Raw genomic sequence first — 18,781 nt, forward strand, 5'->3', positions numbered from 1 at the left:
TATGATAAATATATATTTAGGAGGTTGATTGATTTGAAAGAAAAACTGATACGCTTTATGTATGGACGCAATGGCGTAGATTCACTTGGAAAATTTGTACTGGCCATAAGTATTATTGTGATGCTTCTGGCAGGATGGACCGATAGTCTCATCCTGTCTTATTTATCGTGGATAGGTATCATATATCTGTATTTCCGTATGTTTTCCAGAAATATCTATAAACGTTCTTCCGAAAACCAATGGTATCTGAACAAGTCTTATAAGATTCGTACCTTTTTCTACCGTCAGAAAAATCTGTTATTACAACGCAAGACGCACCATATCTATAAATGCCCTACCTGCCGACAGAAAAATCGCGTTCCAAGAGGCAAAGGCCGAATCGAGATTCGCTGTCCAAAATGCAACACTAGATTTATCAAAAAGAGTTAACGAGGATTTCTTATGTTCGGATATATTGCAATTAATAAAGCAGAGATGAAATTTAAAGACTATGATATCTACCACTCTTACTATTGCGGGCTATGCAAATGTCTAAAAGAATGCTATGGTATAAAAGGTCAGGTGACTTTATCTTACGACATGACATTTCTTATTATTCTGCTTACCGGGCTCTATGAGCCCAAGACCAAAGAAGAAGTCGTCAACTGCATTGCTCACCCATTGGAAAAGCATCTCGCGAGGACCAATGAATTTACCGAGTATGCTGCTGCCGTCAATCTGATTCTTTCCTACTACAAATGTAAGGATGACTGGGAAGACGAACGCAAGAAAAAAGGATTTATCGGTGCCCATCTGTTGGCATCTGACATGCAAAAGATTCAGAAAAAATATCCGGAAAAAGCAGTAAGAATCGCTTCTAATCTAAGACGGTTATCACTTCTGGAAGAGGAGAACGAACAGAACATTGATCATATGTCAGGACTTTTTGGAGATATTATGGCGGAACTCTTTGCTGTCCGGCAGGATGAATGGGAAGGTTCTCTTCGCAAGATTGGTTTCTTCCTTGGCAAGTTCATCTATCTGATGGATGCTTATGAAGATGTAGAAAAGGATATCAAGTCCGGCTGCTATAATCCGTTCATCTCTTCCTATCAGTCTGATTGTAACTTTGCCGAAGATTGTAAGAAGCTATTAACTCTTATGATGGCAGAATGCTCCAGAGAATTTGAAAAATTACCTATTCTTCTGTATGTTGACATCCTACGCAATATTCTCTATTCCGGCGTTTGGTGCCGTTATACAGAAGTAACAGAAAAGCGTAAAAATACACAAGATAACCGACATCCTGACACTAAGAATTCGAACACAGGAGATTAAGAAACATGACCGATCCTTATGCAGTCTTAGGCGTATCAAGGGACGCCTCTGACGAAGAAATAAAAAAGGCTTATCGAAGCCTGAGCAGAAAATATCATCCCGACGCCAATATCAACAACCCGAATAAAGACCAGGCAGAAGCCAAATTCAAAGAGGTTCAGCAAGCCTATCAGCAGATCATGCATGAACGGGAGTATGGAACTTCTGATACATCCTACACGGGCAGGTCGGGATCTGCCGGAGGATATAACGGCGGATATAGCGGTGGCTTTGGTGACTTCGGTGACTACGGTCCTTTCCGTGGATTCAGTGGACAATATCGTCAGACAGGCCCTCAGTCTTCTAACAGCGAAGAAGATCTTCATATGAAAGCTGCCGCGAATTTCATCAACAGTGGACATTATCAAGAGGCTCTGAATCTTCTGAATGGTATCTCATCACGTAACGCTCAATGGTATTATTACAGCGCGCTGGCCAATTCAGGAGTCGGTAACAATGTAATTGCTCTGCAACACGCCAAAGAAGCCCTGCGAATGGACCCCGATAATTTCCAATACCAGATGCTGGTCAACCGTTTCGAAAGCGGCGGAAGCTGGTATCAACAGCAACAAGATCCTTACCAGACCACATTTAACACCGGAAGCAGCTTCTGCATGAAACTGTGCATTGCCAATCTGGTATGTAACCTTTGCTGCGGCGGTAGCGGGCTGTGTTGTGGCGGTGGCGGCGGAATGCCACACGGCTATATGTAAGAAAGGAATGATATTTTGTTAGAGTATTTGGTATTATACGAAAGCGAGTCTGGAAACACGAAGAAGATTGCGGCCTCCATATTTTCCCGTCTTCCAGGCAACTCCAAAGACCTGATCGACATTAACACGAATAAGACGATTCCTGAGGCCAACATCTATTTTGTAGGTTTCTGTGTACACCGGGGAACCTGCAGCATGGCAATCAGCGACTTTCTCAACGACTTAAGTGGCAAGCAGATTGCTCTCTTTGCCACCTGCGGTATGGGAGATTCTCCCGAATACTACAAAGCCATTGAGCACAGTGTCAATGCCTGGATTGAATCAGACAATGATTATCTGGGCGCATTTATCTGTCAGGGCAAGATGCCTCAGAAGGTACGCCAGAAATATGAAGCTATGCAGACTGCTGATAATTCTAAACAAATCGACCTGTATATCCGTAACTTTGACGAAGCGCTGACACACCCAGACAGTCTTGACCTGGAACACGCAAAAGTATTTGTTGACAAAACGCTGAAAAAAATAAAGGCAGAGGAATATTAAAACTCCTCTGCCTTATCTTTACCTGCAAGCTTTCCTATATTGGAAGTTCAAGATGGATGTCTTTCCCTTCTTTGATAGAAATAATTACTTTTCCGCTCTTAATCGTAGTCACAGCTCCCTGTACATTCATTTCGACAGCTGGAACTTCCTCTGCTTCCTCTGCTGCTTCTTCCTCCGGCTCTTCTTCTGTTACTTCTTTAATCCCATCTACATTATCTGCAGTCAATGGACATAAAGAATCACTCGTCTTAGTCAGTTTTGCCCCCAATACCTGTTCAATTGTCAGGCATCCATCAAGGTTCAGTAAGCCTGAATCAACTAATTCATCAAAGATTGCCGGATCTTCCAGGTTCGCCGGCTCAATTGTAATACCTGCCTCTGCTCTACAGCATAATACTGCAGGATCCTTAGCATGCGCTTTCGCGGTTTCCGCTGTAATAGACATTCTTATTACCTCCTTTTATACACTACTTTTAGTATAGCCAGTCCCTCTTTTTTATTCCAATTGCTTTTTATCATATTCAAAAAGCATTTATTGATATTCTCTATGATATATACCCATTGACATTCCTTTTCATTTAACGATATAATAAAAAAGAGAAGTGACTGCATAAGAACTCGTATTCTTTCACCAGAGAATAGCGAGTTCTTTTTTCGTCATACATTACCACACAAAAAATGTTTATAATAAGCAACAAGGAGTGATAACTATGAATTATGACGTAATCATTATCGGCGCAGGCCCTGGAGGAATTTTTTCTGCCTATGAGCTTGCCCAAAGAGCCGGAGATCTTAAGATTGCCGTCTTCGAGGCCGGCTTTCCTCTTCAGGAACGACATTGCCCAATTGACGGTGACAAGGTAAAATCCTGCATCAAATGCAAGACTTGTGCCATTATGAATGGTTTCGGCGGAGCCGGCGCATTTTCCGATGGAAAATACAATATTACGAACGATTTCGGCGGAACGCTCTATCAGTATCTTGGCAAGGAGAAGGCTCTTGACTTGATGGAGTATGTAGACAAGATTAATCTTTCCCATGGTGGAGAAGGTACGAAGATGTATTCTACTGCCGGAACTAATTTTAAGAAGATCTGTATTCAGAACAAACTAAAACTTCTGGATGCTTCCGTACGTCACCTTGGGACAGATATCAACTATATTGTTCTTGAGAATCTATACAATGAATTAAAAGACAAGGTGGATTTTTATTTCCACACACCGGTCGAACATGTAGAATGCCTTGACAATGGTTACCGCATTTCCTACAAAGATGGAACAGCCTCCTGCAAGAACTGCATTATCTCGGTAGGAAGAAGTGGAAGCAAATGGATGGAAAATATCTGCAATGAACTGGACATTCCTACCCACTCTAACCGTGTGGATATTGGAGTCCGCGTAGAACTTCCGGCCGTCATCTTCTCACATCTGACGGATGAACTCTATGAGAGCAAGATCGTCTACCGTACGGAAAAATTCGAAGACAATGTCCGTACCTTCTGTATGAATCCTTATGGTATCGTTGTAAATGAAAATACCAACGGTATCGTAACCGTCAACGGTCACAGTTACGAAGATCCGGAACACCAGACCGACAACACCAATTTTGCACTTCTGGTCGCAAAGCATTTTTCCGAGCCATTCAAGGACAGCAATGGATATGGAGAAAGTATCGCCCGACTCTCAAACATGCTGGGCGGCGGTGTGATTGTCCAACGCTTTGGGGATCTGGTCAGAGGCCGCAGAAGTACCGTCACACGAATTCGTGAAGGACTGGTAACTCCTACTCTTGCTGCAACTCCGGGAGACTTAAGTCTCGTGCTGCCCAAACGTATTCTGGATGGTATCATCGAGATGATCTATGCACTGGATAAGATTGCGCCCGGTACTGCCAACGATGACACTCTGCTCTACGGCGTAGAAGTGAAGTTCTATAATATGGAAGTAGAAATCGATGAAAACCTGGAAAGCAAGTACAAAGGCTTATATATCATAGGTGATGGAAGCGGTGTAACACATTCCCTCTCCCACGCGTCTGCCAGCGGCGTCTATGTGGCACGGCACATTGCAGAAAACTTAATCGCGGAATAGAAAAACCGCAATTCTTTATCACTAAAGAATTGCGGTTCTATTTTTTAAGAGGCGCCAACCAGATTTGAACTGGTGATAGAGGTGTTGCAGACCTTTGCCTTACCACTTGGCTATGGCGCCTTGTTTTCGGTACTTATATAGTATATCAAATGCCAAGAAGTAAGTCAATTATTTATTTCAAAACATTTTTAAAATCCAAGTTCATCATTAACCAGGATAACCTTAATCCTCTTTGGAACCTTAGAATATCTGGTAATCAAGATCTGACAGCATATCGTATCTGGAGATTTACAGTCAAAACATGCCCCTGTCTTAGCGCACGGTGTATCCAGCTGAAATCTCTGTGCATTAATAGGTGCAGCTTCATTTCTTGCTCTGGAAAGCGCATTGTCTACATCCTTTACCACCTTATTCATTCCCACGATCATAATAACATTTCTTGGACCGTTGGCGATTGCAGATACCCTGTTGGCCATACCGTCTACATTTACCAACACACCATCTTCTGTAATCGCATTACTGCTTGCAAGAAAGAAATCACAATCGTATGTAATCAGCTCAATCTTTCTCTTCTCCTCCGGTGACTTCGCCGCATCTCTGTTATACGCCTGGTAATTACCTTCACAGATTGCCTGCTTCAGCCCAATCTCCCCAATGGACATAGAGCCGCCCCATGCAACACTGCTGCCCTCCGGGATCCATTCCAAAGCTTTCGCCAATGCCTCTTCTGCATTTTCGGCATAATACCCTTCCATATTCCTAGACTCTAAACCCTTGATAATCTTTTCTCCCAACATCTTATTCCGCTTTATACGATTGATATCCATAGCCTCAGCCTCCTATATATTACATAAACTTATTGTCTATTATAACACGCCAATCTTTGTTAGGGACAGGGTAAATTGAAAAAGGGACACGGTCATTTTAATCTGGGACGGAGGAAAATGAAAAAACCCCCGTCCCCAATTAGATCTGTGTCCTCATGGTGTACCCGGCATCACGGACTTGGTTCATCTCTTCTGCATAGAGGAAGCATCTTACCTTATGTCCTTGATATTCGTATATTTCTGGTTTCTCGGCGAAGCATCTTTTCTTTGCATATTTGCACGTTCCCACGTACGGACATCCAGCCTTTCCGCCTTGCTCTGTTACTTCTTCTATTACAAATGGTCTTTTCTTTTCACTTCCATTAAGCCTCACTCTGTCTGCGGCCATAAACAGAGCCTTTGTATATGGATGCCATGGTTCTTCCATCAATTCGCCGGATGGACCTTCTTCTACCAGCCATCCATCATAGATAACGCCCAGCGTATCGCTGATGTGACCGACGATCGACAGATCATGACCAATAAACAGCATCGAGAGTTGTTCTTTTTCTTTCATCTTACATAGTAGATGGACCAATTGTTCCTGTGTCTGTATATCGAGACCGGAAAATGGTTCGTCACAGATTAAAAATTCCGGATTCATCAAAAGTGCTCTTGCAATCATGACTCTCTGAAGCTGCCCTCCCGACAATTGTTGTGGATAATCCTGTTTTCTTTGTTCTTCCAATCCCACTTCATCCAGTATACGCCTGAGTTGTTCTGCGATTTCTTTTTCATCAGAAATTCCTGCCGCCATCAATGCTTCTTGCAGATTCTCATAGACGGTCATTGTCGGATTCAGGGCCTGGTACGGATTCTGGAAGATCATCTGAATCTTTTTCCGATAATCTATACGCTGCTTTCTTGACTTCCAGTTCATTTCCCTACCTTTCCAATACACCTCTCCTTGTTCAGGTCTGTACAATCCCGCCAGGACACGCGCAAATGTACTTTTCCCGCAACCACTCTCTCCTACCAGGCCATAGCTCTGATTTTTTTGTATTGCTATCGTTATCGAATGCAGTACTTTCTTTTGTCGAAATTCTTTACATACATTCTTTGCATGTAACAGAATATCCTTCTTATCTGCTTCGGATGCGGCCTGTGGAATCTGTTCAAGATTCTTTCTTGTCTGAATCAGCATTTTTGTATATGTTTCACTGCTGTGATAGAGTATATCACTTACCCTTCCTTGTTCGACGATGCTTCCTTCGCGCATGACCAACAAGCGATTACACAGAGCACCGACCACTCCCAGATCATGGCTGATCATAATCACGGCAATCCCCAGATCTTTTGACAGTCTTCTCAGCAAATTCAATATCTGTGCCTGCACCGTCACATCTAACGCAGTCGTCGGCTCATCAGCAATCAATACTTTCGGATTCCCAGCCAGAGCGATTGCAATACAGATACGCTGTTGCATCCCTCCCGAACATTCAAACGGATACCGATTCATACATGCACTTACATCTCGGATTCCCACCATATCCAACAATTCTTCTGCTTTTTCTTTCGCCTCCTGTCGGGTACAATCCGTATGTAGTCTTAGACTTTCCATAATCTGCCTGCCAATCTTCATCAATGGATCCAGGCATGACATCGCATTTTGCATGATGACCGCGATCTCACCACCGCGTAGTTTTCTTCTTTTCACATCAGTCAGAGGCGGTGTGATATCTTCTCCACAATACCGAATCTGTCCGCTTGAAATAACGGCTCCTTTCTTGAGAAACCCGAGGATAGCCATTGCCATCGTTGATTTTCCCGATCCAGATTCTCCCACGATTCCCAGGATTTCCTGGCTTTCAAGCTCAAAAGAACAATCTTTTACCACTTCTTGCTGTCTTCGCGTATATGTTATGGTCAGATGATCGACCACAAGCAATTTTCCCATGCGGTATCCTCCTATATCTCTTCCGGTATCCTTTGAGCACCATTCACTCCCTGTTGCTCCAGTGCATAACCAATGCTTTGCAAACATACAATCAATGCCGCAAGTACCAGAACCGGGAATAATATCTGAGTCGGATATTGAGTAATCAACGACCTTGCATCCTGAATCAGTGTTCCGAGACTTGCTCTGGGCGCTGCAATTCCAATCCCAAGAAAGCTTAAAAATGCCTCTGTAAATATCGCTTTGGGAATCAGCAATATCGTCTGCACAATCAAAAGCCCTCTCTCATTTGGCAAAATATATTTAAAAATGATTCTCCACATCGGAACTCCCATCATCTCCGCTGCCAGACAGTAATCCATCTGCCGAAGCCGTCTTGTCTCTACTCTTACCATTTTCGCAAGATCAACCCACCCTGCCACACAGATTCCCAGTATCACACTTCCAATACTTGCATCCAATACCAGAAGTATCAGAATCACATAGAGCATAGACGGAATTGCACTGATGATATTCATCAGTTCCAGCAAAATGCTGTCAACAACCAAGTTGGCAAGTCCAGACACTGCACCAACCACAACACCTATGACAAAGCAGACACATGCACTGACGAATCCAACCGTAAGACTAATCCGCAACCCATAGAATACACGGGTAAAAAGATCTCTTCCGAACTTATCCGTCCCGAATAAATGTGCCACCGACACACCAAGATTCTGACTCGCCACGTCCTGTGCATCATACGAATACGGCGAAAGGATAGGAACAACTATCGCTGCAGCCACAAACACACCCAAGATTCCCAGATATATAATTAATTTATTATCTTTCATTAATTGTTTCATCTGTTCTGCTCCGTTCCAAACCGAATTCTAGGGTCGAGATACATCTGTACTACATCCAGCACAAGTTGCGCAAGAATCACAATCGCCCCTGCAAAAACCGTAAGTCCCATAATCACCGTATAATCACGGTTATTGATAGACATAACGAATTCTCTTCCAAGACCGGGAATAGTGAAGATACTCTCTACCACAAAACAGCCCGTCACAAGATACACCAGCAATTGTCCAAGATAAGTCAGCAACTGTGTAAGAGCCGGCCGCCACATATGCCTCATCAGGATTGCTGATTCTTTCAGTCCTTTTGCCTTCAAAAACATAACATATTCCTGTGTATATTCTTTTTGCACTGCGCTGTAGAACATCCGCGAAATCACACATGTTGGATACACGGCAAGTGCGGCCACCGGCAATACATAATTCATTGGCGTCGTGATCCCGGCAATTGGAAACCATTTCAAATATACCCCAAAGATGAGCATGAATAATAAGGCATATACAAAGTTTGGCACACCAATCCCTACACTCTCGATAAACAAAATCACTTTTTTTACAAGCTTTCTTTTGGTCATCAGGTGCCAGATTCCTAAGAGAGTTCCAAGAATCAGACTCGACAGAAAAGCCAGTATTCCTACCTTCGCCGTCACAGGAAGACTTCTTGCAATCACAGAATTTACCGTTACTCCTGGTTTCTTGATGGACATGCCAAGGTCTCCTCGCAACAGGTTCTTCATATAGAAAGCAAACTGCACCTGCAGAGGCTCTCCAAGCCCATATTCCTCTTCTATCGTCTGAAGAACTTGCTCCGATACATTTCCCGTATCAAAAGGATTTCCCGGCATCTTATGCGCCATCACAAAAGTAAGAAATGTAAGAAACAATAATGCCGCCGCTCCTGTCACCAGCCGTTTTGCCACATACTTAGCCACGTTCTCTAAACCTCGCTTTCAGTTCTGCCGCCAAAGTTCTTGCGATATTCTCAGCTTCCTCCACTGGCCCTCGCTTCTTCCCTGTGATATAATCTTTCGCTTCTTCGTCATAGTACAGACCGTTCAGAATAACTTCTTCTCCTTCTATCTGTGCATAAGCCGCTGTTGGAGCGCTGCAGCCTCCACCCAGCATACGCACAAATGCTCTTTCTGAAAGAGCAGCCACTTTCGCTTTTTCATCCATCACGCAATCCAGATAACTATAATCTTCACCAGCTCTTCCCTGTACCGCCAGAATTCCCTGCCCTGCTGCCGGTATTAACTCATCCGTTGCAAGTATTCTTCCCGCCACAGATTCCATTCCAAGGCGTTTTAGCCCAGCCATTGCAAGTATGGTTGCATCACACTGTCCTTCTTCCAACTTACGCACGCGGGTCTGTACATTTCCCCGCATTCCGGTAAATGCACATTTTGGGTACAGGCGTTCCAGCTGAATCCGTCTTCGGTGGCTGGAAGTTCCGATTACCGTAATGTCTTCTGGCTTCACACCTTTGCGAAAAAGAATCGCATCCCGCGGATCCTCTCGCCTGGAAAAAGCAAGAATCGGGAGTTGTACCGGGTTCTCAACAGGCATGTCTTTTAGACTGTGCACGGATAGATCTGTCCGGTTTTCCAGAAGCGCAAGATCCAGTTCTTTTACAAACAAGCCTTTCCCGCCAATCTGATCCAGACTGCGATCCAGAATCTTATCTCCTGTTGTCTTCATTGTAATAATCTGTACTTGAATCTCAGGATGTGTATGTTCGATCAATTGCGCAACATATTCTGCCTGCCGCACTGCAAGTCTGCTTTCCCTGCTTCCAATCCTTACGATTCTCTTCATGATTCCATCGCCTCTCTTACATGTTCTGCAAATATTCTCTGTATCCCTTTCATCTCTCCCAGTCCTTTCTCTACTACTCGAGACGGGAATCCCATACTCTGGAATCTGGCCATCCAGGAACGCTCATCACCAGACAGATCATGATGAACATGTTCGCCACTGACAATCATAAATGGTATGATCCGAAGCGGCCTTGGCTCCAACATTCCAAGCTTCTGCATCACGTCAGATACACTCGGATACCCTTCAACGGTTCCGACCAGCACATTGGAATAACCCATAGAATGAAAAGCGTATTCCAGCATAGTATAAGCAGCCTGTGCATGTCCTTGTGTCCCATGACCGGCAAGCACGATTACTTCTTCTTTATTCATCTGCCAATCTTCTATCACAGAATGAACACACGCCTTATAATCCTCTACCTGATTTAAGAGAGGTTCTCCTAATTTTAAGGTCTGAAAAAAATCCCGGTAACCTTCCAATGCACTTTTTAGTCTCTCATATTCCAAGCCATGGACCACATACGTCGGCTGTACAACAATATGTTCCATTCCATCTTCTCGCATCTGCGTAATTGCCTCTTCCAGCGTCGGAATTGCAATTTTGTTCTCTTCCCATAGTTTTCGGATAATCCTCTGACTGGTAAATGCTCTGTACAATCTATAATTTTTAAACTCTCCTCTTAGATAATTCTCTATTCCTCCAATTGTCCGCTCCAGATTCTCTTTATAACTCGTTCCAAAGCTGACGACCAAAATTGCTTTCTTCATACCGCATTCTTTCCTCCCATCCTTTATTGAACCGATGCACCTCTAAGATCCAGTGTCCCCGTTGCCGGGATCTGTGTGATTCCCGTAATATTCGGCCGGATCAGATTCACATGATGCATAGAATAGAGCGGAATAATATAGAACTGTTCCCCAATCGCATACTGTTCTGCTTCATGCATAAGTTCGCTTCTCTTTGCCGGATCTGTCTCTGTGTCAGATGCTTCTACCAACGCGTCATATACCTCATCCCTGATTCCACTACAATTATAAGTGCTGTTTGAAAGCAACATAGATAAATACGTATTCGGATCAGCGAAATCAGCCGTCCAATTCATACGGCATAATTCGAAGTTTCCTGCTCTTCGTTCCGAATAATTTACCTGAAGCTCCTGTGCATTCAATTCTATTGTAATTCCCAGATTTTCTTTCAGCTGCTGCTGCAGTACCTGTGCGGTATCCATATCCATTTCCAAAGTCGGATAATTATAAGTAAGAACAGGAAACCCTTCTCCATTCGGATAACCCGCTTCTGCAAGCAGCTCCTTTGCCCTCTTTAGATTTTCTTCAAAAGGAGCCTGCGCACCATCTACAAAATATTCTCCCGTTGATTTATCTACCATATATTTTGCGACAAAATTTACCGTAGGCTCTGTATCCTTTCCCACCGCCCGGCAAAGTTCTTGTCGGTCAATTCCAAGGTTCAATGCCTCTCGCACACGAACATCCTGGAGCACTTCTACTTTCTCTATATTCATATATATATATCGTGTAGCAATTGCATCCGTCACCACAAGATCATCTTGTCCCTCATATTCATCCATCACTGTCCCCAGTAATGACAAAGCCACATCCACCTCTCCAGTCGCGTAAGCTGCTGCCATCGACTGCTTATTATCGAAGAACTTATAGGTAATCTTATCCAATGCTATATTGTCTGCATCCCAGTAATATGGATTCTTCTCCAACACAAAATACTGCTGTGGCACATATTCTGTCAGATAAAACGGTCCATTGGATACACTCGTCGCCGGGTCGATATCCCACCCACTTCCAACTGCATCCGCATAAACCACACACGATGGAGTATATACCGGAAGGCGTAGTAAATCCAGGAAATACACGCACGGCGTAGACAGATGGAAGATCAACGTCGTATCATCCGGTGTCTCTACTCCGAGTGTACTCATATCTGCTTCCCCATTATAGATTGCTTCGGCATTCTCAATCGGGAACAGATAGTTTGAATATCCATTTCCACTGGCCGGATCCAGAGAACGTTCAATGGTGTTGCGAAAGTCCGCCGAAGTAACCGGTGTTCCATCCGACCATTTTGCATCTTCTCTCAAGTGAAAAATCCACTCTGTCTTATCGTCATTCACCTCATAGGATTCTGCAGCACGGTATTCAATCTCTCCATTCTCATCATACGTCAAAAGTTCGTCCAACGCAGATACGGAATATGCCAGATAAGTATCTGCAATCATCCCCGCCGGATCCAGGCCGCCGCTTTCACTGTTTGTACCGACGACGATCTCCTGTCCGCTCTTGCCAGAGACATTCTCCGCTCTTTGATCTTTGCATCCTGCTGCCATCACCAGAATCATGGTGACAGACAGCAGAACTCCCAATATTCTCTTCATCAACTATACCTCCTGCTTCGCGTGAAGTTCTTTCAACTTTTCTACCATACTTGCAATGGTTGCTCTGTCCGATATCTCAATCTTCATATGGTATTTTCGTGCTTCTGCCGCAGTCTGTTCTCCAATACACAGAGCAGGAACTTTGCAAAAATCCATTCCATCCATCGTCTGAACGAACCCCCGGACGGTTGATGCACTCGTAAATGTAACCCAGTCGATCAGTCCCTGGTTAATCTTATCCTTTACCATATCGGCCCAAGGGCTGTCCTGTCTGCATATCGTTTCATAAATCGCAATATCTTCATATGCAAGATCTGCTCTTTTCAATTCTTCTTTTAATTCCTCAGAACCTTGCCTTGCGTGAAGCAGATAGACTTTCGCATCCTTTCTTGCAGTTCTTACAAGTGCTTTGCCAAGTTCCCTTCCATTATATACTTCTGGCACCACATCCGTCATCCATCCGTATTTTTCCAATTCTTTTGCTGTTGCTTCCCCAACCGCAGCAAATCTTACATCCGCTCCTTTTCGCAGCACGCTTCGAATATCTTTCCCAAGACTTGGTAACGTAACACTGAAAAAAGTTTCTACTCCTACTGGACTTGTAAATGTAAGCCACAATTCTCTTCCAGCCGGTTCGTCAAACAACTCATCCAACCGAATCTGTTCCAGTGCAATAGCGGTCGTATCGATCATGGGCAGTTCCAACACCTCTGCACCCGATTCTCTTAATTGTGCAGTCAGCTTACTTGCTTTTTTCCTGGATCTGGTCACAATAATCTGCATCTGTGCAAGTTCACGCTTCTCGTACCATGCGAACAGCTCCGATAATGTACATACTCTCCCTACGACAATGACTGCCGGAGCTTGAATTTTGGCATCTTTGGAGTCTCTCTCCAGGCAGTCAACCGTTGAGATTACCTTGCGCTGTCGGTATTGCGTCCCTCTTTCCAGGACTGCCGCCGGCATCTTAGGGTCCATCCCTGCTTTCATCAGATTCTCCATGATCATTCCCATCGAGCCAACACCCATAAGAAATACCAATGTCGCATCCATACGCACCAGCGCATCATAATCTATGCGATCCTTTCCATCTTTTCTTGGATGTCCGGTGATCACATGAAAGGAAGAAGTAAAATCGCGATGCGTCACTGGAATTCCTGCATAGGCAGGCACTGCCACCGCCGAAGTCACTCCCGGAACCACTTCAAACGGTATTCCATATTGCACCAGTAATTCCAACTCTTCTCCACCTCGCCCGAACACAAACGGATCTCCGCCTTTTAAGCGAACCACTTTTTTCCCCTTTAACGCTTCCTCCAGAAGAATCTGATTCGTCTTTTCCTGTGATACAGAGTACCTGCCTGAGCGCTTCCCGACAGATACCTTTTCTGCATCCTCCGGAAGCATACACAGTATCTCCTCTCCAATCAGCGCATCATATGCAATAAAATCTGCCTGTTCTATGACCGTTATGGCTTTCTGAGTCAATAATCCAATCTCTCCAGGACCTGCTCCGACCAGCCATACTTTTCCCTTACTCATCTCCATGTGATTCCTCATTTCATCTGATAATTCTTACCGATATCCAATTCTGGATCTCATAATATAGAATGATACCATAATTTTCATTCTGTTTTCATTAGAAGTAATATCATATCCCAATACTTCTTTAATCTTGTTGATCTTATAAGCCATGGTATTCTTATGGCAATATAACGCCTTTGATGTCTCGACAATATTACACTCGTTCTTAAAATATGCTTCCAGAATCTCTACATAATCCGTGCCATTCTCTTCATCATAGTCCATTAATTTCCCTAATGTTTCTTTTACAAACTCAGGATAGATCTCTTCCTCTTTTATATCAGAAAGAATCTTATATATTCCAAGCTCTTTGTAACATAATATATTCTTGTCAATCGGAGCCTTTGTCAATTCATATGCTGTTCTCGCTCGTTCATAAGACTTATGGATCTCTTTGATGCTATTTACCATTGTTCCGATGCCAACATATACATTATCATCTTTCTCGCATATTTTTTGAAAAATATCCAATAATTTCCTTTCAGAATACCCCGTCGCAAGAATAATAAGACGATTATTCTCTTCATATATAATTCTTCTCTCCAAGGTATAATGTAATTCCTTCTTAATCTGATTCAAACGTTCATTGCCACGTTCTGTATTGTACACATTACAGCTTAACACAATAACATTATAGGTCAAATTGCGATAGAATCCATTTCCCTCAAAATAATTTACATACAGTTCTTCATTGTCCGGGAAAAAGATTGCATTTCGCAATGCAGTGCTTAAATTCGTGTCTCTCTGCTCGTTCTTCAATAAAATTACGGAAAAAATACGCATGATATCAATATATGGAGTCTCCCATGTTGCCGAAAACAACGGGAATTCCAGTTCATTGCAATAATCAACAATCTTTTGTGATATCTTTTTCCCCTCACGAATCGCAATCATCAATCCGCCGGCGCACTCTTTATTCAGTGCTTCTATATACCTCTTCAGCCATTCCTCCGAAACATAATTCAGCCCTGAATTAAAGACCAATTCATCGCCGTGCAGCATAGGTACAAAATCCATATCTTCCACCATATGTATCCAGCCAATCATCTTATGAAAGCAACTCTTCGTAAGCAATGCAACGCCATATTCCGGATCGATCTCTGCATATAAGTTCTCTAATTCAACAGCCATTTTCCCCCTCCTCTACACTTCGCATGGATATTATACCATTGCATTTGTGCTTGAGCCACAATTTTTTGTCATAATTATGTATTTATAGACTATACAAAAAATATTTTCTTGTGATATATTGTTTTTGGAACACAAATGAAAACCCCGATTTTTGTTGTTTCGACTTTATCTCTAGATTTTTAAAAGGAAAGCCCCTTGAAGCAGATATACTTCAAGGGGTTTTTGTCTGTATCGGTCATCGCCGAAAACTCCAGAAAATAATTCTGTCACACCCTCATTATCCATGATATGATGAAAGAAAATGTTTATACAGAAAGGATGCCTTCCATGGAGAAATCATCACCTTTATATTTTCCACTTTTTGTAGACCTGTCCGAGAAAAGAATCCTCGTGATAGGGGGCGGCAAGATTGCCCAGAGAAGAATCGAGACACTTCTTGATTTTGCTGCCGACATCTGCGTCGTAGCACCAGAAATCACAGACAAACTGCGAATATTGAGTGAGAGCCGGCGCATCCAATGGATCCAGGATGTATATCACACCAATCTGACAGAAGGCGCAGACATTGTACTCGCCACAACAAACAGCAGCTCTTGTAACGATCAGATCGCGGCAGACTGTAAAGCACGAAAAATACCGGTAAATACCGCACATAAAAAAGAATCTTGTGACTTCTACTTCCCCGGGATCGTACGGCAAGGCAATATTGTTACCGGGATCAGCACCAGCGGATTAAATCATCACGAAGCCAAAGAAGCTCGCGAACGAATCAGCCAGGCATTAGGGACACGGCAAATTTAATTTGGGACAGGGATATTTTAATTTGGGACGGAGGAAAATGAAAAAACCCCCGTCCCAAATTACAAATTAAGCACAAAAAAACAATCCTTTTTCAAGGATTGCTATTTTGAAAGGCGCCAACCAGATTTGAACTGGTGATAGAGGTGTTGCAGACCTTTGCCTTACCACTTGGCTATGGCGCCATACACTATAATATGAATGAGCTTTCGCTCGAATGACTCCGACGGGAATCGAACCCGTGTTACCGCCGTGAAAGGGCGATGTCTTAACCGCTTGACCACGGAGCCATATTACGCTTTCCTCAAGCGCGACCGATGTTTATATTAACATAGTTATTCATATTTTTCAAGTATTTTTTCTTTTTTTTCTAATTTTCTTTTTCCTATACATTTTTCTCCACGGAGAACCTTTTTCCATCATGTTTTGAGCCCTTCCATCCGTTGACAAACCCGCCTAAATCCGATATGTTGAATAGGTATCTAAGATTATTATTACTTTTTATATAAGGAGCAAACATTCATGAAATCATTAGTTCTGGCTGAAAAACCCTCTGTTGCCCGTGACATTGCCCGCGTTTTGAACTGCAAGAAAAGTATTACCGGCGCAATTGAAGGTGAGAAATACATTGTCACCTGGGCTTTAGGACATCTTGTCACATTGGCAGATCCAGAAGAATACGATAAGAAATTCAAGGAATGGAATATTTCCTACCTTCCAATGCTTCCAGAAAAATGGGAACTGGTTGTAATCAAGCAGACATCCAAGCAATACCACAACGTCAAATCTCAACTTTTCCGAAAGGATGTGTCTGAGATTATCATCGCTACTGACGCCGGGCGCGAAGGGGAATTGGTTGCACGTTGGATTCTTGATAAAGCAGGATGTCACAAACCAATCAAACGGCTCTGGATTTCTTCTGTGACTGATAAGGCTATCCGCGAGGGATTTGCCCACTTAAAAGATGGTCGTCAATATAATGCATTGTATTATGCTGCCAAAAGCCGTGCTGAAGCAGACTGGCTGGTTGGAATTAACGCTACTCGCGCCCTTACGTGCAAATATAATGCACAGTTGTCTTGCGGACGTGTTCAGACTCCAACTCTCGCAATCATTGCCCGCCGCGAAGCTGAGATTCGTTCTTTCAAACCCGAAGACTACTATGGGATAAAATGTACTACCAACTCCAGCCAGTACAACTCCCCGGTCACATGGACCTGGCAGAACGCCAAGACCGGAAGTCTTCGTTCTTTCCAAAAGGATGTTATGACTGATATCACTGCCAGACTGAACGGGCAGATATTGGCCATCACCGATGTTCAAAAATCCGCTAAGAAAACATTTTCCCCAGGTCTCTATGACCTGACAGAATTACAGCGTGATGCTAACAAACGCTTTGGTTTCTCTGCCAAAGAAACCTTGAATATTATGCAGCGTCTGTATGAACATCACAAAGTACTCACTTATCCTCGAACCGATTCCCGCTACATCGGAACCGATATTGTCCCGACCATTAAAGAGCGGCTGAAAGCGTGTAACACTGGACCTTATAAGAAATACATTCCTGAACTTCTGAGAGGTCCGATTAGAACCAGTAAATCTTTTGTAGACGACAAAAAGGTCAGTGATCATCACGCAATTATACCGACGGAAGAATATGTGCAGCTTGATCACATGAGCAATGAAGAACGCAAAATCTATGATCTAGTTGTGCGCCGCTTTATCAGTGTTCTATCCCCGGCCTTTGAGTATGAGCAGACCACAATGAAAGCTTCTGCTGCCGGACAAAATTTTATTGCAAAAGGAAAGATTGTTCTATCTCCAGGCTGGAAAGCCATCTATGAAGCGGATAATATTGATGACGCGGATGAGGAAAATGATGCCGCCACATATGTATCCGAACAACCGCTTCCTGCTCTGGAAAAAGGCATGAAGTTTCCAATTGTGACGGTTTCTCTTACAACCGGAAAGACAAAACCACCAGCAAGATTTACCGAAGCAACCCTGCTAAGCGCTATGGAAAATCCAGTAAAATACATGGATTCCCAAGATGCAAAAGCACGAAAAACATTGGGGGAGACCGGCGGTCTGGGAACCGTCGCCACAAGAGCTGATATTATCGAAAAACTATTTCACTCCTTCTATATCGAGAAAAAAGGAACGGAGATTCTGCTCACCTCCAAAGGCAAACAACTTCTGGACCTTGTCCCGGAGGATCTAAAAAAGCCAGAGCTTACTGCCCAATGGGAGATGGAACTCTCACAGATCTCCAAAGGAAATCACAAAGCAGATATATTCCTTCGTGAAATTATCGATTATACACAAGAACTCATTCAGGAGATCAAAAACGCTGATGGGAACTTCCGGCACGACAACCTGACCAATACCAAATGCCCACGCTGCGGCAAACGAATGCTGGCAGTCAACGGCAAGAGCGCCCGCCTTCTGGTATGCCAGGATCGAGAATGCGGTTATCGCGAAACCATTGCACGTCTAAGCAATGCCCGCTGCCCAAACTGCCACAAAAAGATGGAGCTAATAAAAAAAGGCGAAGACGAAACCTTCGTATGCCAATGCGGATACAAAGAAAAACTCTCCGCATTCAAAGCCAGAAGAGAAAAAGAAGGTGCCGGTGTCTCCAAAAAAGATGTACAAAAATATCTAAAAAAACAAAAAGACGAACCCATCAACAACGCCTTCGCCGAGGCACTACGCAAAATTGGGGACGGAGAAAAATAA

Annotated in this window: 16 protein-coding genes, 3 tRNA genes and 1 pseudogene; 7 read left to right on the top strand and 13 right to left on the bottom strand. The window is 43.4% G+C overall.

The window, feature by feature from the left end:
• Positions 1 to 33 precede the first annotated feature (33 nt).
• Genes ABE613_RS12805 through bilS form a run of 4 tightly spaced genes read left to right on the top strand, consistent with a single transcriptional unit; the run spans position 34 to position 2,612 of the window.
• Positions 34 to 429: a hypothetical protein gene (locus tag ABE613_RS12805; protein WP_347376576.1), complete on the top strand. Its 396-nt coding sequence runs from the start codon at positions 34 to 36 to the stop codon at positions 427 to 429.
• A 12-nt stretch (positions 430 to 441) separates the two neighbouring features.
• Positions 442 to 1,317: a DUF5685 family protein gene (locus ABE613_RS12810; protein WP_235232957.1), complete on the top strand. Its 876-nt coding sequence runs from the start codon at positions 442 to 444 to the stop codon at positions 1,315 to 1,317.
• A gap of 5 nt (positions 1,318 to 1,322) precedes the next feature.
• Positions 1,323 to 2,069, top strand: a complete 747-nt coding sequence (locus ABE613_RS12815; protein WP_347376577.1) for a J domain-containing protein — start codon at positions 1,323 to 1,325, stop codon at positions 2,067 to 2,069.
• Between the two features lie 15 nt (positions 2,070 to 2,084).
• Complete coding sequence (gene bilS / locus ABE613_RS12820; RefSeq protein ID WP_347376578.1) at positions 2,085 to 2,612, top strand: flavodoxin family protein BilS; 528 nt, start codon at positions 2,085 to 2,087, stop codon at positions 2,610 to 2,612.
• A 37-nt stretch (positions 2,613 to 2,649) separates the two neighbouring features.
• On the opposite strand, the pseudogene ABE613_RS12825 reads toward bilS, so the two are convergent.
• A pseudogene (locus ABE613_RS12825) lies at positions 2,650 to 3,057 on the bottom strand (sugar transporter); the annotation flags it as partial.
• A gap of 265 nt (positions 3,058 to 3,322) precedes the next feature.
• Here ABE613_RS12825 and ABE613_RS12830 point away from each other — a divergent pair.
• Positions 3,323 to 4,702 (top strand): NAD(P)/FAD-dependent oxidoreductase, encoded by a 1,380-nt coding sequence (locus ABE613_RS12830; RefSeq protein WP_347376579.1) that lies wholly within the window; start codon positions 3,323 to 3,325, stop codon positions 4,700 to 4,702.
• A 49-nt stretch (positions 4,703 to 4,751) separates the two neighbouring features.
• Here ABE613_RS12830 and ABE613_RS12835 read toward each other — a convergent pair.
• From ABE613_RS12835 to ABE613_RS12880, 10 genes are all read right to left on the bottom strand, one after another.
• Positions 4,752 to 4,822 (bottom strand) — tRNA-Cys (locus tag ABE613_RS12835).
• Positions 4,823 to 4,890: 68 nt separating this feature from the next.
• Positions 4,891 to 5,529: a lactate utilization protein gene (locus ABE613_RS12840; RefSeq protein ID WP_235232961.1), complete on the bottom strand. Its 639-nt coding sequence runs from the start codon at positions 5,527 to 5,529 to the stop codon at positions 4,891 to 4,893.
• 139 nt (positions 5,530 to 5,668) lie between these two features.
• Positions 5,669 to 7,465 (bottom strand): ABC transporter ATP-binding protein, encoded by a 1,797-nt coding sequence (locus tag ABE613_RS12845; RefSeq protein WP_347376580.1) that lies wholly within the window; start codon positions 7,463 to 7,465, stop codon positions 5,669 to 5,671.
• Between the two features lie 11 nt (positions 7,466 to 7,476).
• Positions 7,477 to 8,310 (bottom strand): ABC transporter permease, encoded by an 834-nt coding sequence (locus ABE613_RS12850; RefSeq protein WP_347376581.1) that lies wholly within the window; start codon positions 8,308 to 8,310, stop codon positions 7,477 to 7,479.
• Positions 8,307 to 9,236 (bottom strand): ABC transporter permease, encoded by a 930-nt coding sequence (locus tag ABE613_RS12855; RefSeq protein ID WP_347376582.1) that lies wholly within the window; start codon positions 9,234 to 9,236, stop codon positions 8,307 to 8,309. Before ABE613_RS12855 ends, ABE613_RS12850 begins: the two co-directional genes overlap by 4 nt.
• Positions 9,229 to 10,119, bottom strand: coding sequence for a hydroxymethylbilane synthase (gene hemC / locus ABE613_RS12860; RefSeq protein WP_347376583.1), 891 nt, complete (start codon positions 10,117 to 10,119; stop codon positions 9,229 to 9,231). Before hemC ends, ABE613_RS12855 begins: the two co-directional genes overlap by 8 nt.
• Complete coding sequence (locus ABE613_RS12865) at positions 10,116 to 10,889, bottom strand: sirohydrochlorin cobaltochelatase (protein ID WP_347376584.1); 774 nt, start codon at positions 10,887 to 10,889, stop codon at positions 10,116 to 10,118. The genes hemC and ABE613_RS12865 overlap by 4 nt, the downstream gene beginning before the upstream one ends.
• Before the next feature lie 23 nt (positions 10,890 to 10,912).
• Positions 10,913 to 12,529, bottom strand: a complete 1,617-nt coding sequence (locus ABE613_RS12870) for a peptide ABC transporter substrate-binding protein (RefSeq protein ID WP_347376585.1) — start codon at positions 12,527 to 12,529, stop codon at positions 10,913 to 10,915.
• A gap of 3 nt (positions 12,530 to 12,532) precedes the next feature.
• Positions 12,533 to 14,077, bottom strand: a complete 1,545-nt coding sequence (gene cobA, locus ABE613_RS12875) for a uroporphyrinogen-III C-methyltransferase (protein WP_347376586.1) — start codon at positions 14,075 to 14,077, stop codon at positions 12,533 to 12,535.
• A 27-nt stretch (positions 14,078 to 14,104) separates the two neighbouring features.
• Positions 14,105 to 15,244, bottom strand: a complete 1,140-nt coding sequence (locus ABE613_RS12880; protein WP_235232969.1) for a PucR family transcriptional regulator — start codon at positions 15,242 to 15,244, stop codon at positions 14,105 to 14,107.
• Positions 15,245 to 15,571: 327 nt separating this feature from the next.
• Between ABE613_RS12880 and ABE613_RS12885 the strand changes: the two genes are divergently transcribed.
• On the top strand, positions 15,572 to 16,045 hold the full coding sequence (locus ABE613_RS12885; protein ID WP_347376587.1) for a precorrin-2 dehydrogenase/sirohydrochlorin ferrochelatase family protein: 474 nt from the start codon (positions 15,572 to 15,574) through the stop codon (positions 16,043 to 16,045).
• A 111-nt stretch (positions 16,046 to 16,156) separates the two neighbouring features.
• Here the strand turns inward: ABE613_RS12885 and ABE613_RS12890 are convergent.
• Both ABE613_RS12890 and ABE613_RS12895 read right to left on the bottom strand, forming a co-directional pair.
• Positions 16,157 to 16,227 (bottom strand) — tRNA-Cys (locus tag ABE613_RS12890).
• A gap of 33 nt (positions 16,228 to 16,260) precedes the next feature.
• A tRNA-Glu gene (locus ABE613_RS12895) sits at positions 16,261 to 16,332 on the bottom strand.
• A gap of 232 nt (positions 16,333 to 16,564) precedes the next feature.
• On the opposite strand from ABE613_RS12895, the gene ABE613_RS12900 reads away from it, so the two are divergent.
• Positions 16,565 to 18,781 (top strand): DNA topoisomerase III, encoded by a 2,217-nt coding sequence (locus ABE613_RS12900; RefSeq protein ID WP_347376588.1) that lies wholly within the window; start codon positions 16,565 to 16,567, stop codon positions 18,779 to 18,781.

Source organism: Dorea chungnamensis, assembly GCF_039832125.1.
Classification (GTDB): Bacteria; Bacillota; Clostridia; order Lachnospirales; family Lachnospiraceae; genus JAFBIX01.

Coding starts and splice junctions, on each gene's coding strand:
- ABE613_RS12880 (WP_235232969.1), bottom strand. CDS start 15,244: ATGGCTGTTGAATTAGAGAACTTATATGCAGAGATCGATCCGGAATAT.
- hemC (WP_347376583.1), bottom strand. CDS start 10,119: ATGAAGAGAATCGTAAGGATTGGAAGCAGGGAAAGCAGACTTGCAGTG.
- ABE613_RS12850 (WP_347376581.1), bottom strand. CDS start 8,310: ATGAAACAATTAATGAAAGATAATAAATTAATTATATATCTGGGAATC.
- ABE613_RS12810 (WP_235232957.1), top strand. CDS start 442: ATGTTCGGATATATTGCAATTAATAAAGCAGAGATGAAATTTAAAGAC.
- ABE613_RS12900 (WP_347376588.1), top strand. CDS start 16,565: ATGAAATCATTAGTTCTGGCTGAAAAACCCTCTGTTGCCCGTGACATT.
- ABE613_RS12870 (WP_347376585.1), bottom strand. CDS start 12,529: ATGAAGAGAATATTGGGAGTTCTGCTGTCTGTCACCATGATTCTGGTG.
- ABE613_RS12865 (WP_347376584.1), bottom strand. CDS start 10,889: ATGAAGAAAGCAATTTTGGTCGTCAGCTTTGGAACGAGTTATAAAGAG.
- cobA (WP_347376586.1), bottom strand. CDS start 14,077: ATGGAGATGAGTAAGGGAAAAGTATGGCTGGTCGGAGCAGGTCCTGGA.
- ABE613_RS12830 (WP_347376579.1), top strand. CDS start 3,323: ATGAATTATGACGTAATCATTATCGGCGCAGGCCCTGGAGGAATTTTT.
- ABE613_RS12885 (WP_347376587.1), top strand. CDS start 15,572: ATGGAGAAATCATCACCTTTATATTTTCCACTTTTTGTAGACCTGTCC.
- ABE613_RS12845 (WP_347376580.1), bottom strand. CDS start 7,465: ATGGGAAAATTGCTTGTGGTCGATCATCTGACCATAACATATACGCGA.
- ABE613_RS12815 (WP_347376577.1), top strand. CDS start 1,323: ATGACCGATCCTTATGCAGTCTTAGGCGTATCAAGGGACGCCTCTGAC.
- ABE613_RS12840 (WP_235232961.1), bottom strand. CDS start 5,529: ATGGATATCAATCGTATAAAGCGGAATAAGATGTTGGGAGAAAAGATT.